We start from the raw sequence: 16,361 nt of genomic DNA, 5'->3' as shown, positions 1-16,361 counted from the left end.
CGACTTGTATGCTTATTGCTGGCTTCCGTCATCATCTCATCCTACCCGCACTACCCTCAGAAGGCGGCTGTTATCAGGACCCGGTAAGCTGGCTGAGAGCGAACTTCCCAGGTGCAAAGGCTAGCCGTAGTCTGGACCCCGTCGTCACTGGCGCGGATCAGTGCGAATGTATACTGTGTCACCTCGCGCAACGGCGAAGTTGTCGGCGTAGGTGGCCAATCTGGGGAGCGCAGCCAGACTAACGTCGCTGGCGTGATCTCCCCCGGTGCAGGACGCGCCAGGCGCCGCGTCCATGTGCCCGTATTCAGATAGGACTGGCGGCTCTTGGCCAGCGACTCTACGAGCCACGAATGAGTATGGCCGGCCAGGGCATAGCGCAGGCGAGGCTCACGCTGCAGCAGGGCCTGCATACCAGCGCCGGTTGGGCCTGCCCGGCGCGCCGTTGGCCTTCCAAAGATGCGGGCCACTGCCTCCAGTAGCGTCCTCTCCGTCGCTGTTGGCTCGCTTGCCTGGGCCACCGCCTCCCGCAAAAGCCTGTATTCCTCCAGCATAGCTGCCGTAGCCCGCTGCTCATCCCAACCTGGCACCGGCTGCCAGTCGCTTTTCTGGCGCTCCATATCGCGCTGGAAGGCGGCCAGATCCTGCATCGCCTCTTCGAAGAGGCGCAGGGCCACGTGCTCCTCGCCTCGGCTCAAGCCAGCCAAAGGCTGGCGTGGACAGCTCATCAGCCCGACGAGGTTCGTCACCACTTCGCATAGCAGCTCGGGCGCAAAGAGACTCAGCAGCGCCATCTGGCGTGGATAGCTGAGTGATGGCTCCAGGTGGTCGAAATACGGAAAACGGCGATGGATCAACTCCCCTGCCTCTTGATAATACCACGAACCCGCGGAGAGAAGAATCTCCTCCGGGGGAGGCAGCGGCTCACCACTGGCAGTCCACAGCCCGGCACTGCGATGGTTCCAGAAATCATACAGATTGCCATGTTCTATAGCGATCGTCGACAGCGGCTCATAGCGCGCACGTGGCCAGAAGCGAAGCCGCTCCTCTGAAGCCGCGGGCCAACCCACCGCCTGGCGCAGGCGCTGCTGGACTGCTGGGAAGAGCAGCTCAATATCGTGGTTGCCGGGCACAAAGGTCACACGCCGTTGGGGCTGCCTCAAAAACTGGGCCAGCGCCTCAAAGAACGCGCCATGAGCAGCAATGATCTGCTCTAGCTTCTCCAAAGCCTGGGCTACCGTACGAGTGCGATCATGCCGCAGGGGAGCAGCCACCAAAAAATCAAAGCAGTCGCCATTGATCACCAGCTCAACCGTCTCATCTGCCCGCTCCTCGACAAGTATGCCTCCAGGAGAGGCCGCCTGCAGAAACTCCGTCCAGGCACGCTGTTGCTGCTCGGTAAAGCCCTCAAAAGGTTGTTGACCATGCGCAAGGTGGAGATCACTGACGACCAGAATGGTCACAGACATCAAAAAAAGCCCTTTCCAGTCCTTGGGACCGCTTGCAAGTCGATCACTCGCCTGTCTCCCTTACTCCTCAGGAACATTCTGCCTGACGCAATCCAATCTGGCAGCCGAAGCGACCGCTCGCTTCCAGCGGGAGAAGGTAGATGCCAACCTGACATCTGCTCCATTTTAGTACGTTTGTGCGTAGTTGTATAGTGTAGTTAACTGGCAGACAGCGTTCAACTGTTCTGGCCTCACGGGAGGATGCTACCCCCAGGGATATACTCTCGTATAGAGGGACCGAAAAAACGTCTGCTCGTGAATCGCCAGATGGCACCCCTTCCCGGCTTGAGCGGGAAGCGACGCAGCTCTCTCCGATCAACGAGGAGAATGCGGCGTGCCTGGGGTGTCAGAGGAACGCTGGTGATCGCGCCTGTTACGAGCTAATCCCAAAGAGTAGGAGAGACTGCTATGGCTGAGGATCTGGAAGAACTGCTCACGGTACGTGAAGTTGCGCGCCGTCTGCGCGTGGACGATACAACGGTGCGTCGTTGGATCAAGAGCGGGGCCTTGGAGGCGATCACCCTCCCCCACCGTGGCAAGCGTCAGGCTTACCGTATCAAGAAGTCCACGCTGGATGCGCTCATGAGAGGTACGACCCCTGCCTCATAGAGGACCAGCCGCCGCCGGTTAGCGAGACAAGCGCTGTGGCCTGGCGGCGGCTGGCACAGCGAGCGAAACCTGAGCTTCCCGACCTGCGCCGTACCCCCCGCCGGCGCAGCTCCTCTCACTTCGGCGGACCGGCGTCAGTCTAGATCACCGCCCATCTTCTCCGAGACGGCAATGCAAGCTCACCTCTGGTTTTTCTCTTACAGAAGCAGGTCGATCAGCTGTCCTCATCGTGACCAGCCATCGTCTCTCTTTGTCATGCTGATCATTGAAAAACTGCTATATACGATCATATCGCTTTTTCATATAGATACATATATATCTATATAATAGAGATCAGCGCTACACTAGAGATAGCGGAGAGCCACCGATCGAGACAGCGGCAAGCCAAGCAAGGACAGAAGGGAGAGACACACTTGGTCAAGATCGCCATCACTGGCGGAGCTGGGTTTATTGGGGCACACTTGACTCGTGCCTGTCTGGATGCTGGCCACCAGGTCATAGTCATTGACTCACTGGCCAGTGGCGCACGGGAGCGCCTTGATCCACGCGCGCGCTTCTACCAGCTAGACATTCGGGACCCGCGGCTGCACGCAGTGCTCCAGATGGAGCGTCCAGAGATTGTCAGCCATCATGCGGCCTGTCGTTCGGCGCTACTGCCTGGCCAGCGCCCGCTAACCGATGCTGACGTCAATTTGCATGGCCTGCTCAACCTGCTTGATGGCTGCATAGCGGCCAACGTTGGTCGCATTATCTTTGCCTCTGGCGGCAACGACCTCTATGCTGGAGAAGGCCAGACCCTTCTCCTCAGCGAGGAGGCCCCGCTCTGCCCACGGCGCCCTCTCGACATTAGCAAACTTGCCGGAGAATGGTATATTCGCTACTATAGCCGCTACTATCGGATAGAGCATGTTATTCTACGCTATGCTGATGTCTATGGAGAAACCGACAGACAAACCGCTCAACATCCCTTAACCGAATTCATCTACAGCCTGCTAGAGCAGAGGCGGGTAGTCATTCGTGCCCCGCAGGGGGAGAGGCGGGACCATATCTACATTGCCGATGTGGTTCAGGCTCATCTGTTGGCTCTCGAGCGTGGCGGCAACCAGACCATTCACATCAGCAGTGGCAGCGGCACCAGCCTCGAAGAATTCTATCAGCGGACCGCTGCCCTACTGGCCAGCGAAGTCCCACCGCTCTATCTAAGCGAGCGTGGACGGACTGGAACAGCTATCGCTCTCGATAACAGCCGTGCGCGGCAACTCCTTGGTTGGCAGCCGAGCGTCGATCTTGAAGAGGGGATACGGCGTACCGTCCAGAGCATCTGCGCCAGCCTGGGCCACAACCTGCCGCCGGTACCGCTCCAGCCTGTCCTGGCGCGGTCCATAGAAGCGGCGTCGGCCTCGCGTCTGGCTACCTCGGCCTCGGCCTAGCGCCTGAACCAGGCCAGGGCGCGACTGTTCGCCAGATGCAGGTACAGCCTGTCCCTCTGGCTAAGAGCGCGGCCAGAGAGTGGAAGGGCAGCTCAGAGAACGGGAAGACAGCAACCTCTCCCACGCTGGTGCAGCGACAGCGGCGGCATTGGACCGGACACCGAACTCATCAGCCCCGTTGCGGCCATTCCCTCCACCGCAACGGGGCTTTTGTTTCAGGCCAGGAGGAGCCGAAAAAGCGAAAATAGAAGACCAGAGCGCACCCCTTGTGCTGCATCCCTGGCCGGTTTGCAGATAGCCGGAGCTGCTGGACGGGGAGGGAGCTACTGCTGCAAGCCGCTGACCACGCGCGCATACTTCTCAGCCAGAGCCTGGGCCTGCTCGCTTGACTCCGATTCTGCCACCACGTGGAAGAGAGGCCGATCGGCATCTGGCAGCACCAGCACCCACTCCTTGCTTCCCAGATCGATCTTAATCCCATCGATCGGCTTGGCCCGTCGCTCGCGATACTGCTCGCTCAGGATACGCATGACCTTGCCCTTGTGCTCCCAGGGGCAGGCCACACGTGTACGGCTCAAGTAGTAGCTCGGCAGATCATCCACCACCTCAGAGAGCTTCGCCTCAAAGTAAGCCAGCAGCTCCAGCAGCTTTGCCACAGCCATCATACCATCGAAGGCGGGCAGGAACTCCGGGAAGATGAAGCCGCCCTCGCCGTCACCGACCAGCACCACTCCCTCGCGGCTTGCCGTTGCCATCAGGGCTTGAGGTAGAACGCGCGTATGCAGGATATGGCCGTCGTAGCGCTTAGCAATATGCTGGAGGGCACTGGGGGCCGTCACCGGGGCCGCCACCGTCGCCTGATGGAAGCGGCGCAACATCAGGCTCGTCATCACCGCCAGCATCTTCATCCCGTCCAGGATGCGCCCGCGGTCATCCACCACCGCGATCCGCTCACCAGCCGGATCGATGCGGATGCCCAGATCGGTATGGAGGGCTGCCGTAATCGTGGCCAGGCGCTGCAGATCGCGCTCCACCTCATCCTTCGTGCGCGTGACCAGCGACTCATCGGCGCTTGTATTCAAGATAATGACATCCACACCGAGGCGGTTAAAGATGCCGGGCAGCAGCTGAGTCGTACTTCCATGCGCATAGTCCATCACGATCTGGAACTTGCGCTGACGGATCAGCCCCTCATCGACCACCTTGTGGAAGCCCTCCAGATAGAGATTGAGCACACGCTCATTCTCCTGGACCTCGATCGACCCCAGGTCGTCGATGTAGACGCGGCGGAAGTCCTCGCGGAAGTAGAGATTCTCCACCTTGCGCTCGGTCGCCTTATTGATATCAAGGCCGTACTGGTCAAAGAACTTAATGTCGACAATGCGCGGATCGTGAGGAGAGAGGCGCACGTGGATACCACCGACGGACTCGGTATTGCGCACATAGTAGCGGGCCACCGGGATCGGGACCTGATTGATATCGTGGACATTGATGCCAGCCGAGGGGAGGCCAGCCACAATCGCCCGCTTAATCATTCTTGAGGTACGATGTGATGAATCGCGATTGACAGCAACGATGCTACCCTTGGGAAGAATGGCGCCGTAAGCTGCGCCAAGGCTGGCGGCGAACTCGGGAGTCAGATCGATATTCACCAGACCCGTTACCCCGTAACGCCCAAAGAGGCCGCGTCTGCCCTGTGAGCCCCAGATGATACTATTATTGACCACGGCGCCGGTCTCGATCTCCTTATCGGGCCAGATCTTCACGTTAGGTTGAATAATGGCGCCCTCCTGGACGATCGAATTATCGCCGATCACCGAGCCTTCGAACATCACCGCCTTGCTCTTGATGCTCGTCGAGGAGCCGACGAGAGCGCCGCGCAGCTCGGCCCGCTCACCGATATAAGAGTTATTCCAGATAATGCTCCGATCGACCTGGGCCCGCTCATCGACGATCGTATAGTGGCCAATGATGCTCGGCCCGTGGATAATAGCGCCCGACTTAATCTTGCAGTCGTGTCCCAGGTAGACCGGGCCATAGAGCTGAGCATCCTCAGCGATCTCCACACCCTCTTCGCACCAGATACTGTTGCCAATATGGCGGCCAGGAATCTCGATCTGGACCCGTCCCTGCAACGCATCGGCGTTGGCGCGCATATACTCGCTCAGGTTGCCCACATCGCACCAATAGCCGCTGGCGATATAGCCATAGATGGGGTCGCCCTTCTTAAGCAGCAAAGGAAAGAGATCCTGGCTGAAGTCAAAGGGCTTATTCTTCTCGAAGTAGGTCAACACGCGAGGGTCGAGGACATAAATACCGGTATTGATGGTATCGCTGAAGACCTCGCCCCAGCTCGGTTTCTCCAGGAATTGCGTGATATGGCCATCCTCGTTGGTGATAATGACCCCGTACTCTAGCGGATTATGGACATGAGCGAGCGTCAACGTTGCCAGCGCTTGCTTTTCCTGATGAAAGCGGATGATATCGCTCAGATTATAGTCGGTGAGCGCATCGCCGCTGATCACGAGGAACGGCTCGGTCAAGTGCTCCTCGGCGTTTTTCACGCTGCCGGCGGTGCCCAAGGGGACATCCTCGCGAGAGTAAGTGATGCGCATTCCGAACTGCGAGCCGTTGCCGAAGTAGTCCTCGATATTGCTCGCCAGGTACTGAACGGTGACGATGACCTCGGTGATGCCATGTCGCTTCAGGAGGTTCAGGATATGCTCCATGACGGGCTTGCCCACGATCGGCACCATTGGCTTGGGGCGCTTAATGGTCAGGGGACGTAGGCGAGATCCTTCCCCTCCGGCCATAACAACCGCTTTCATGACTTTTCTCTCCTTGGCGCGGGGTTGCTCATCTGGTCATGGAAACTGCAACGGCGCAGCAGGGGGCTGCGCCGTGGTCTACTGCCTGCCTCATTGCTATTGTACCTCACAGCAGAAGGCAGCTACAAGGATTTCGCCCCTTGCCTGCCTGGCTTGCATGCTAGAGATAATCGCTCAGGTGGCCGTATTCGATCAGCCAGTGCATAAAACGCTGATAGGGTATCTCCTCGCGGGCAAGCTGCTCTTCGTATGCCTCGCGCAGTTCGATCAGGCGATTGGCCTCCTCGACCGTGAATCCCTCATCCAGGAGGGCATCGATCAGCAGATCGCTGTATTGCTGCATCTATCAGGTCCTCCTTTCTTGCTTCTCTTCCAAGTCTTCCTCACAGGACTCGTGAGCGCGACTGAGCGGACGGGTACATTGAGGAGCTAAGGCGCTGCTCTGCCGCCGTCTGAGCGTGGACGGGTGCAGAACAAGCGAGAAGCCAAGGCCGCGCTGACTGGCTCGCTCTGGCTGATGAGGGCACAGCAGCCTCAGCTGCAAGGGAAGAGAGCTGTGCCGGCGAGTGTCGAAGCGTCGGCGTCAGCCTTCGAAACCAGGACAGGGACAGGTGTGCGGTCGTGTGATGAAGGGCAAGAACAGCCCTGCGGGAGTGGCGAAGAGGAGAAAAGAGCTACCCTACGCCACTCACCTTCAGCTCAACCAGGCTGATTGTCGCCAGCATACTACGTAACAGTATAACGCGTGAAGCAGCGGTGTGACTAGACCAGCCGCGATGAACATCCTGCCCCGGCTGTGGTCTCACTCACCGTTGCCTGGCACAAGCCTGGCAAGCACGCAATAGAGGGTGCCAGAGTCGGACAGGCACCAGCGTCGATCAATGGCAAGCGCAGGGAAACCGACAGACAGGGGGTCGTCCAGGGGGTCGTCTCTCAGTCGCCTTCCCAGGACTGATTGCGAATATAGTGCTCGATTTCCTCTTCGTTGTCGTAAAAATAGCTGATGGCATCGTAGACCTGAGCCAGGCTCAGACGATGGATGCGTGCGATCTCTTCGGGATCTTTCCCCGACTGGAAGAGCAGGATCACATGGCGCACGCCGGTGCGCGTGCCTTCGATGATGGGTTCGCCGCCGTAGATGGCGGAGTCACGAACAATATAGGGATGGGCGGTACGCTCAATGGCCATAGCAGAACTCCTCCTTTCCTGGACCAATCTTATTGTATATTATTTCCTGCCTTGAGAACCTGCGCATGGGCATGAAAGAACTCTTAAAATCCGCACGGTTGATCGTTCCTGTTGACATTGGCCTTCTGGTCGAAAAGCTCAAGGAAAAGGTGTTCAAGTAAATTTCAACGAAAAGCTTGACAGCACCTGAAATGCGATGTTACAATTAGCGCAATGAAAGGAGGTGGTGTGCACATGCCTGAACGACAGCGCCACACAGGTGGTGAGTTAACCAGCCACACCAATCGGGAAGAGAGGGGTGCCTCCTAAGTGTGGCCCTCAGCCGGAAGGTGGGAAACAACCAGGCCCGCTTGGAAAGTCGGTTAGCTCCCGCCTGTATGGTTTTACCGCAGGACCGGTGCCGGTCGGTAGTGTTCTCACATTCTTCGCTTCCGATGCATGCCAGCAAGAGCGTGTAGAAGTCGTTGGATTGTCGCTACCAGCCGGCCTGGTGCCCGCGGATGTCTTTTTACAGGGCGCCTGAGTCAGGCAGGCCGGGATGAGCTGGTTTATTCAGAACGGCAACGGCGGCACAAGGTGGAATGGGGGGAAGAAGTGAGCCAGAGTCGTTTCATAGCGTGTTGGAGGGGAGAGGGGGCTGCCGGGACGCCGGCGGGAGGTCCAGGTTCTCAGGTAAAGGAGAGGAGGGGTGTGGTAGCGAGGTGAGCAGGGGTGTACCAGGGCAGATGGCTAACAGCGAACGATTGCATCTCGATAGATTGAGGCAGATGTTAGGTACTCGCCTGATCGGTAGGGGGGAGGCACGACTGTTCTATGTCCCGGTGGTCGATTCAACGAATACGCTGGCGATGCTGCGTGCTGTCGAGGCTGAGCCAGGCGAGAGCCTAGAGGGCCTGGTGGTGCTTACAGAAAGTCAGACTGCTGGGCGCGGCAGGCAGGGCCGCCGTTGGGTTGACGTGGCCGGGCGCAATGTCCTCTTGTCGCTGGTGCTCTATCCCCGCTTCCCGCTTCCACTGGTAGCTATGTTCTCCGCACTGGCCGTGCTGGATGCCATCGCTGAAACCGCTGGCCTCGTCGCTGGTATCAAGTGGCCCAATGATGTCTTGATTGGCGAACGTAAAGTTGCCGGTATTTTAATCGAGACCAGCTCTGATCGAGCGGGTCGTTTAGTGGCCGTACTGGGCATCGGCGTCAATGTCAATGGACGCAGTGAAGATTTAGCGATCGAGCAGAGTGAGGGCGGATCAGTGCAGTCCTCCCCCAAGGCTCCTGCGGCTGCGTCAGCTCCGCTGGTTCAAGCGCCGACGCCGACAACGCTAGAGACCGAGTGCGGTCGCTCATTAAGCCGCGAGGCGTTTATTGCTCAGCTTTTGGAGCATGTGGAGGACTCCTATCTCGCCCTGCAGGAAGAGGTGGGGGCGCTCCCTGAACGATCCGCGCTCTTGACGCCCCCTGTCTCGGCGGCGTTCTTCTCGCTGCCGGTAGCCCGGCATATTCGCGAGCGCTGGCGCAGCCGCTTGCAGACGTTAGGGCGCATGGTGCGCATCCAACAAGGTGCTCGTCAGCTCGAAGGCTGGGCGGAAGAGGTCAATGAGAGCGGCGAGCTGCTGCTGCGCTGCCGCTCGGGCGAGCGGGTGACAGTCACCTGGGGAGATGTAGGGCATCTCTCTCCTGAATGAGCGGCTCTTGCCTCCGTGCCCACTGCTAGGCTTGAGGAGGCTGTCGTGACATACTTTGTCTGTCTCGCCTGCTCTGCTCCCAAGCGTTTACTCACGCAAAACCGGCCAGAATACTAGAGACCTGGACCGGCTCTCTGTTGAAGAAGCTGCTTACTGTCTGTTGGCGCTCTCCCCGTATTGTGGCGCGGCAGGTTGTAGGCAGGCTGAGACTCTGGTAGTAGATGAGAGATTTCCTGCAGACAATGGAGGGAAACATAGGATGGAGACACAGGGCGTCTATCTGACCGAGGATGGCCGGCAACGTCTTCTGAATCAACTGGAGTTCCTGCGTACTGTCAAGCGGGCTGAGGTTGCACGCTACCTGCACGATGCCAAGGAGGGGGGCGATGTCAACGACAATGCGGCCTATGAGGAGGCCAAGACGGAGTACGCCCGGCTTGAAGGGAAAATCTATGAGCTAGAGCAGATGCTCGCCACAGCTCGCACGATTCAGAAGGTCCAGAGCGACGAGGTAACGCTGGGATCAGTGGTGCGCGTGCGCAGCAGCGACGGGCGTGAGGCTTGCTATACGATTGTGGGCGCCTATGAGGCGAATCCGAGCGCTGGCCGCATCTCCAACGAGTCTCCGGTCGGGAAAGCCTTACTTGGCCATAAGGTGGGCGATCTGGTCATGGTTTCTACCCCTGGTGGCGTCAAAGAGTACACGGTCCTCGCCATTGAGTGAATGAGCTTCTCCCCCTGCGACGAGAGCATTTCTGTTTCTCCTCCCCGAGTGCTTTCGTCTTCTGATCCAGCCAGGATGGAGTATGCCGCTGTGTCTTTCGGGGCCGCCTTCTCTTGTGCGGCCCTCCTCTTTGCTCCCAATCAGGGGGAGGGCTGCCTCTAGGTCTTTCTCTCTCCCTGCTATCCACTGGCCCGGAATTTTGCTAAAATAGCGGCAAACCATTGTGAGGAGTTTCCAAGAGCGTTATGGCTGATGAAAGAAGTGTGCGGCTCCAGCGCCTGCAGGCTTTGCGTGAGCGCGGCATTAATCCCTATCCCAACCATGTAGAGCGCAGCCATACCATTGCCGAGGTGCTGCAGCACTTCGATGAGTGGCTGGGAGAGGAGCACTCTTTTTGTCTGGTCGGACGCATCCGCTTGCTCCGCGAGATGGGCAAGGTAGCCTTTGCCCATATTGAGGATGGCACTGGCCGTATTCAGGTCTACTTCCGCATTAACGATCTCGGTGAGGAAGCCTATCGCACAGTCCGGCTGCTGGATATCGGTGACTTTATTCAGGTACGAGGCTTTCTCTTCCACACGCGCACCGGTGAGCGTACGCTCCACGTTTTGGAGTTTGCTTTGATTGCCAAGGGCTTGCGCCCATTGCCCGAGAAATACCATGGGCTGGAAGATGTGGAGCTGCGCCAGCGGAAGCGCTATCTGGATCTGCTGGCTAACGGGGATGAAGTGAAGCCGATCTTTGTGACGCGCAGCCGCGTGATTCGCGCGATGCGCCGCTTCCTCGATGAACACGGCTTTCTGGAGGTGGAGACGCCGATCTTGCAGCCGATCTACGGCGGTGCTACGGCACGCCCCTTTGTGACCCATCATCATGCGCTAGACCGCGATATGTACCTGCGCATTGCGGTGGAGTTGTATTTGAAGCGCCTGATTGTGGGAGGTTTCGAGCGAGTCTATGAGATCGGGCGCAATTTCCGCAATGAGGGGATCGATCGCACGCATAATCCCGAGTTTACGATGATGGAGTGCTATCAGGCCTATGCCGATTATGAGGACATGATGCGCCTGGCGGAGGAGATGATCTATACGATTGCGCTGGAGGCCTGCGGGACGCCCCGCATTCGCTACCAGGGCTACGAGGTGGATCTAACGCCTCCCTGGCCGCGCCTGCCTTTGCTGGCGACGATCGAGGAGTTTACCGGGATTGATGTGAATCGCTATCCCGATCGAGAGAGCCTGGCCGCTGCGATGCAAGCTCGCGGCTATGAGGTCGATCCCGCCTTGGGCCGAGGCCGTTTGATCGATGAACTGAAGAGTGCGATGTTCCGCCAGGGAGCCGAGCCGCTGCGCCGCGCGCTCTTCCTGGTCGATTATCCCCTGGATGTCTCACCGCTGGCCAAACGCCATCGCTCGCAGCCTGATCTGGTGGAGCGCTTTCAGCCGTTCCTGGGCGGCCTGGAGATCGGCAACGCTTTTACTGAGCTGAATGATCCACTCGATCAGCGCCAGCGTTTTGAAGATCAGATGCGCCAGCGTGCTCACGGCGATGTGGAGGCGCAGGTGCTCGATGAGGACTTTCTGGAGGCGCTGGAGGTGGGCATGCCGCCCACAGGCGGGCTGGGCATCGGCGTGGATCGCCTGGTCATGTTCCTGACCGATCAGGAGTCCATTCGCGATGTAATTCTCTTCCCCACGATGCGCAAGGCCCCTAACGAGCTATGATTACTGCTAGCTGGCTCCATTCCTGCTTGCTCGCCTGCTGTCGCTCTCGCGCTTGACGCTGCCTACCTGCCTTCGCACTCCGAGCGGTGCACCAGACCGCTTGTCGTGCCTGCCGCGGCCCTGCTCCTCCTCTTCTGTCGGTCGGTAGATGTCGGGAAAGGCCGCGCCCCCGGCGTCTTTGGCTGGCTGATGAGGCCGCGTGCAAGTACGCTCCGGCGCTTGCTGCTGATATCCCCTCTCGCTACTTGACAAGCCCCGCTCGGAGTGTTATAGTAGCTATGCCAGAGCAGAGAACCGGGTGATAGCAAGAGGCCACAGTAAAGTCGGCAGTCACCACGGTTATGAGAAGTAAAGGGCGCTTAGCTCAGTGGGAGAGCGCTTCGTTCACACCGAAGAGGTCACTGGTTCGAGCCCAGTAGCGCCCACTTTTTTTATGCCTATTTGTGTTCTGTGAAAGGCATTGCAAGCCCGCTCCGCATCCTTCCGGGCTGACTGGTAGCCTGGATCACGTGCTTCTCCGCTCATTTAAGAAGAGGCAGCAGGTTGTTCCTTGCTCTCCTTGACGTCTGTTTCAACAGGCTTTAGACTCTAAATAGGTACCCTCGCGCGTCTTGACTCGAAGTGTGCAGCTTAATCTTCGAAGAAGGCTGAGGCTCTGTGAGCTGATCAGTAGCCGAGGGAGGATTATCTGTGCTGACTGCGCTCTTCCTCTGTACCTCTCCCTGCCTGGGACATGAGTCTCGTATGTCGTGCCTGATAGAGAAGGCCAAGCCTTTTTCCTCCTCACTCCGTCCTGAAATACTATGACTCGTGATCTTGAGACGCAGCGCCGTTATCTGCTAGAGAGCTTGCGTAGCGCTGGCATCCATGATGAGCGTGTGCTGGCAGCCATTGAGGCGACGCCGCGCGAACTATTCGTTGATCCCCACCATCGTCAGTGGGCCTATGCTGATCAGGCCCTTCCAATTGGCTGCGGTCAGACCATTTCTCAGCCCCTGATTGTGGCAACGATGACCCAGGCTCTGCAGCTGAGCGGTCAGGAGCGTGTCCTGGAGATTGGAACTGGTTCGGGCTATCAGGCGGCTATTCTGGCGCGTCTGGCGCGCTTTGTCGTAACGGTAGAACGCTACCAGCAACTAGCTTGCCAGGCGGCCAGGCGGCTGCTGCAGCTGGGTCTGAGCAACGTTGCCGTCTTTGTCGGAGATGGCTCGCTGGGCTGGCCGGATGCTGCTCCCTATGACCGGATCGTGGTTACCGCTGCGGCCCCGCAGATTCCTCAGCAGCTGGTTGCCCAGTTGGTTGAGGGGGGTATCCTGGTGCTCCCTGTTGGCAGCCATGACCATCAGGAGCTGCTGGTCATACGGCGCACGTGTAGCGGGCAAGAGGTGCATTCACTTGGTGGCTGTGTCTTCGTGCCGCTGGTTGGCAAAGGTGGGTGGGAAGAATAGCGAAGTCCTGTTGTCGGCAGGCCACCAATGGGCGTACAATACAAACAGAGGTTTCTGGTGTCGCTGTTTACGACGTTCGAGGAGGATGAGCATGCCGGGGATACTGGCCAGTATCCAGCTTCGTTCTCTACCGGGCTTGATTGCCTTTGTGCTGCTCTGGCTGCTGCTGGTTGAGGGATCTCATCTGCTGCTGGCGCTCTTGCGGCGCGATCAGCTGATCGGTTGGGCCATTGGTCCACTGGGGATCACCGCCCTGTTTGTGCGTGAGCCGTCGCGCTTTTATATTCTGCTAGAGGCGCTCCTGCCCGCGCTGGTCTCGGGCAGCATGGTGTATATTGGCTTCTTTACGGCGTTCGGCCCGGTTGCTCTTCCCCATCATCTGCTCTTGGTGGTTGGGGTGACGCTGGTCGGTGTGCTCATCACCAGCACCGGCGATATTGTGAATGCTCTCTGCGATTGGCTCTATCCGCTGTGGGGGGAGGCCCGCGTCTTGCGCCATATTCAGATTTTGCGAGCCAGCTGGGCCACCATCCATTTTACCCCGTTCGGTCGCTCTTACCTGCTGGACCGCTTCCAGGCAACGCCAACTGATCTGTTGAAAGCCTTCTAGGAGGGATGCGTGCCGGTTGGCACGGAGTGGCAGGGGAGGTATGGGGCACGCGTGAAGAAACGATCGCCGCGCTAGTCGAGAGGTTGCTGGTCAAGCGCTAAAGCTCTCTGTCATGCGTGGTGTGAGGAAGGAGTGGCCAAGGCCAGGCGCTGAGGCTGGCTCGACTCCCCATTCGCGGTCAATCAGCGGCGTTACCCTTTCTCGGCTGGGTTAGGGGTCCGCGGCAGGCTAAAGTAGAAGGTACTGCCCATCCCGCTCTGATTGCTGGCGTAGCCGATGCGGCCGCCGTGAGCTTCGACGATAGCACGGGCGACATAGAGACCCAGACCAATCCCCGAATACTGGCGACTGGCAGCGTTGCGGACGCGATAGAAGCGCTCAAAGATATGATCGAGGTATTCTGGACTGACTCCAATGCCTTCGTCGCTGATGCTGATCAGAAAATCTTCTCCTGCACTCTCCAGCCGCACTATGACATGTCCCCCTTGGGGCGAGTATTTAATGGCGTTGTCCAGAATATTGCCAACAACCTGGGCAATGCGCTGACGATCGGCGATCACCTTGCTGTCCTGTACCTGCAAATCGAGCTGAATGATGTGCTGCTCGGTATTGGCCTGGGCCAGGCGCACCTGCTCGGCTAAGAGGTCGGCCAGGTAGAAAGGAGTGTATTGTAAATCCAGACGTCCCCATTGTACACGCGATAGGTCGAGTAGATCACTGACCAGACGCTCCAGATGCTCGGCCTCGCTTTGTACAATGTAGAGACTGCGTAGATCGTAGCTTTCCGGTAGCTCAGATTGGTCGTGACCCTCACGCGCCTGCTGGCGCAGACGCCGCTCCAGGCGCCGGACCAGGTGCTGGGTGTAGCCTTTGATGGCGGTCAGCGGCGTCCGCAGCTCATGCGAAACCACCGAGACGAACTCGTCTTTAAGCTTCTCGATCTGCTTGCGATCGGTGATGTCGTTGAGGACCACGACGGCGCCGCCGGGCAACGGGTGATGGCTGTCCTGGCTCAGTGGGGCCGCGCTGATGCTCAAGGTGAGGGGGACGGTCTCGCCACTTTCACCAATGATCAGCTCCTGGTTCTTGATCGTCTGCCCGGTCAAAGCCTGGTCGACGACGTGGGCCAGTTCGCGTAGCCAGGGTACATTGCTGCGAGCGGCAAGCTGACGGAGAGGCACACCGGGTTCAAGGCGGGTATCAATCTCTGCCTGCTGGAAGAGCTGCTCGGCAAAGCGATTGAGGGAGACAATGGCGCCCTGGGCATTGGTAATCAGCAGGGCCTCGGCCATGCTGCTGATGATCAGCTCCAGGCGGCGCCGTTCGAACTCGGCTTCTCGCCAGAGAGCCTGCTCGCGCTCGCGCAGACGCATATTCTCCAGGGCGATGGCGGCGTAGTCGGCGATGATACGTGTTAGCTGCAGGAGCTGAGTATCAAAGACGCCCTCGCGCTCGTGGAAGAGACTGAGCAGGCCAATGATGCGGTCCTCGACGGCCAGCGGCAGGTGGAGGAAGTCACCGATCTCGCTGCTGCCGAGAGGGGGTTGTGGCTCCATCAAAGCCAGGTCGTCGGGGGCGTCGAAATAGGCGGCTACGGCCAGCTCCTCGGGCGTCACGTTGGGGAAATCGATGATGTTGGCGGCGCGGGCGATACGCTGGATCATCTCTTGGAGAAAGGAGGAACTGAGCGGATAACGGGGGATGATAGAGAGTTCAAAAGGGTCGCCATGCTGGCCCTTGAGCAGGATAGCACAGGCGGAGAAGCTGTATAACTCTTGTAACGTAGCCAGCAGGGCACGATGGACCTGGAAGCGATCGTTGGCGGCGACGAAGCGTTTCCCAATGGTATTGAGATACTCCATCTCATGGCGAAGAACCGCCAGCCGATCTTCCCCCGATCCTCTGGAAGAGCGGTACGCGCCATCTGGGAGTGTCGACTGAGACTGCACGCTGCTCTTCTCCATTGCTCGCTGCTAGGCCAGGCCGTTTTCTGTTTACTGGATGATCGACATATGCTGGAGCTGGCGGGTCACCTCATCGTGAAGCGGAGTAACAATCAGGTCGCCAGTGAGTTCCTTCAAGCCCGCAAAACACTCCTCTAGAAGAGCATTCAAGGCTGCCGTCAACTCCTGCGGAGACTGGCCACCAAGCTGCTCCTGGGCAATCGCTGGAGTAACTTCAGTATATGGGATACGCTCAAGAAAGTGAAGGAATGGGTACTTCTCCGCTACTCGCCGGGCCGCGCCCTGAACGAGGACGCGCGTGGTCACTTTGCCCAGGAGGGGCGCGACACGGTCGTCAAGCAGGCGAATGACCTCCAGATAGGCCGCGACGACCGGTTTCCGGGAGTCTGCAGAGCTGGTGTCTGATGAGTACAGCGACAATGTTGTCTCCCTTCGCTATGCTCACACTCTCCTTTATATTATATCACACGCTAACTATCCCAGTCAGCTAACTTTGATTGGAGTCGAAGTAGTTGTATTGACATGTCTTTGCCTTTGATCCAGGGGAGAAGCAGCCCAGCTTTATCAAGTGTTAATGCGTATGCCTGCTCAATGTATTGAGCAAACACTGCTCAAAAGAGGCGATTGTACTCCCAGCGGGCGTCTCTTCGGC

At 58.6% G+C, this 16,361-nt stretch carries 13 protein-coding genes and 1 tRNA gene; 8 read left to right on the top strand and 6 right to left on the bottom strand.

Annotation, left to right across the window (positions count from 1 at the left end):
• Positions 1-56: 56 nt before the first annotated feature.
• Entirely contained in the window at positions 57-1,466 is a 1,410-nt protein-coding gene (locus KTAU_RS01160; protein ID WP_151726651.1) for a metallophosphoesterase, read from the bottom strand.
• A 447-nt stretch (positions 1,467-1,913) separates the two neighbouring features.
• On the opposite strand from KTAU_RS01160, the gene KTAU_RS01155 reads away from it, so the two are divergent.
• Positions 1,914-2,114 (top strand): helix-turn-helix domain-containing protein, encoded by a 201-nt coding sequence (locus tag KTAU_RS01155; RefSeq protein WP_052888497.1) that lies wholly within the window; start codon positions 1,914-1,916, stop codon positions 2,112-2,114.
• Between the two features lie 413 nt (positions 2,115-2,527).
• Complete coding sequence (locus tag KTAU_RS01150) at positions 2,528-3,544, top strand: NAD-dependent epimerase/dehydratase family protein (RefSeq protein WP_170292967.1); 1,017 nt, start codon at positions 2,528-2,530, stop codon at positions 3,542-3,544.
• Positions 3,545-3,867: 323 nt separating this feature from the next.
• On the opposite strand, the gene KTAU_RS01145 is transcribed toward KTAU_RS01150, so the two are convergent.
• The 3 genes from KTAU_RS01145 to KTAU_RS01135 all read right to left on the bottom strand — a co-directional run bounded on the left by KTAU_RS01145 (position 3,868) and on the right by KTAU_RS01135 (position 7,560).
• Complete coding sequence (locus tag KTAU_RS01145; protein WP_151726649.1) at positions 3,868-6,372, bottom strand: mannose-1-phosphate guanyltransferase; 2,505 nt, start codon at positions 6,370-6,372, stop codon at positions 3,868-3,870.
• Between the two features lie 160 nt (positions 6,373-6,532).
• Positions 6,533-6,715 (bottom strand): hypothetical protein, encoded by a 183-nt coding sequence (locus tag KTAU_RS01140; protein WP_151726648.1) that lies wholly within the window; start codon positions 6,713-6,715, stop codon positions 6,533-6,535.
• Positions 6,716-7,305: 590 nt separating this feature from the next.
• Positions 7,306-7,560 carry a DUF433 domain-containing protein gene (locus tag KTAU_RS01135; RefSeq protein ID WP_112427794.1) on the bottom strand — a complete coding sequence of 85 codons (255 nt, stop codon included), beginning with the start codon at positions 7,558-7,560 and terminating at the stop codon, positions 7,306-7,308.
• Positions 7,561-8,327: 767 nt separating this feature from the next.
• Between KTAU_RS01135 and KTAU_RS01130 the strand changes: the two genes are divergently transcribed.
• The 6 genes from KTAU_RS01130 to KTAU_RS01105 all read left to right on the top strand — a co-directional run bounded on the left by KTAU_RS01130 (position 8,328) and on the right by KTAU_RS01105 (position 13,745).
• Positions 8,328-9,239, top strand: coding sequence for a biotin--[acetyl-CoA-carboxylase] ligase (locus tag KTAU_RS01130; protein ID WP_228026270.1), 912 nt, complete (start codon positions 8,328-8,330; stop codon positions 9,237-9,239).
• A 259-nt stretch (positions 9,240-9,498) separates the two neighbouring features.
• Positions 9,499-9,963, top strand: coding sequence for a transcription elongation factor GreA (greA, locus tag KTAU_RS01125; RefSeq protein ID WP_052888503.1), 465 nt, complete (start codon positions 9,499-9,501; stop codon positions 9,961-9,963).
• Positions 9,964-10,208: 245 nt separating this feature from the next.
• Positions 10,209-11,687: a lysine--tRNA ligase gene (gene lysS / locus KTAU_RS01120; protein WP_151726646.1), complete on the top strand. Its 1,479-nt coding sequence runs from the start codon at positions 10,209-10,211 to the stop codon at positions 11,685-11,687.
• Positions 11,688-12,040: 353 nt separating this feature from the next.
• Positions 12,041-12,112: transfer RNA gene (locus tag KTAU_RS01115), tRNA-Val, on the top strand.
• Positions 12,113-12,490: 378 nt separating this feature from the next.
• Positions 12,491-13,135: a protein-L-isoaspartate(D-aspartate) O-methyltransferase gene (locus tag KTAU_RS01110; RefSeq protein WP_151726645.1), complete on the top strand. Its 645-nt coding sequence runs from the start codon at positions 12,491-12,493 to the stop codon at positions 13,133-13,135.
• Positions 13,136-13,226: 91 nt separating this feature from the next.
• Positions 13,227-13,745, top strand: a complete 519-nt coding sequence (locus KTAU_RS01105) for a hypothetical protein (RefSeq protein WP_151726644.1) — start codon at positions 13,227-13,229, stop codon at positions 13,743-13,745.
• Between the two features lie 191 nt (positions 13,746-13,936).
• Here the strand turns inward: KTAU_RS01105 and KTAU_RS01100 are convergent, their stop codons facing one another.
• Together KTAU_RS01100 and KTAU_RS01095 are read right to left on the bottom strand one after the other, a co-directional pair.
• Positions 13,937-15,607 (bottom strand): ATP-binding protein, encoded by a 1,671-nt coding sequence (locus KTAU_RS01100; RefSeq protein ID WP_170292965.1) that lies wholly within the window; start codon positions 15,605-15,607, stop codon positions 13,937-13,939.
• 132 nt (positions 15,608-15,739) lie between these two features.
• A complete protein-coding gene (locus KTAU_RS01095; RefSeq protein ID WP_112427781.1) occupies positions 15,740-16,129 on the bottom strand; it encodes a hypothetical protein in 390 nt (129 codons plus the stop codon).
• Positions 16,130-16,361: the final 232 nt, after the last annotated feature.

The sequence above is a fragment of the Thermogemmatispora aurantia genome (assembly GCF_008974285.1).
Classification (GTDB): Bacteria; Chloroflexota; Ktedonobacteria; order Ktedonobacterales; family Ktedonobacteraceae; genus Thermogemmatispora; species Thermogemmatispora aurantia.
Note: the sequence above shows the minus strand (reverse complement) of the source record. Positions and strands in the feature narration are given on the sequence as shown.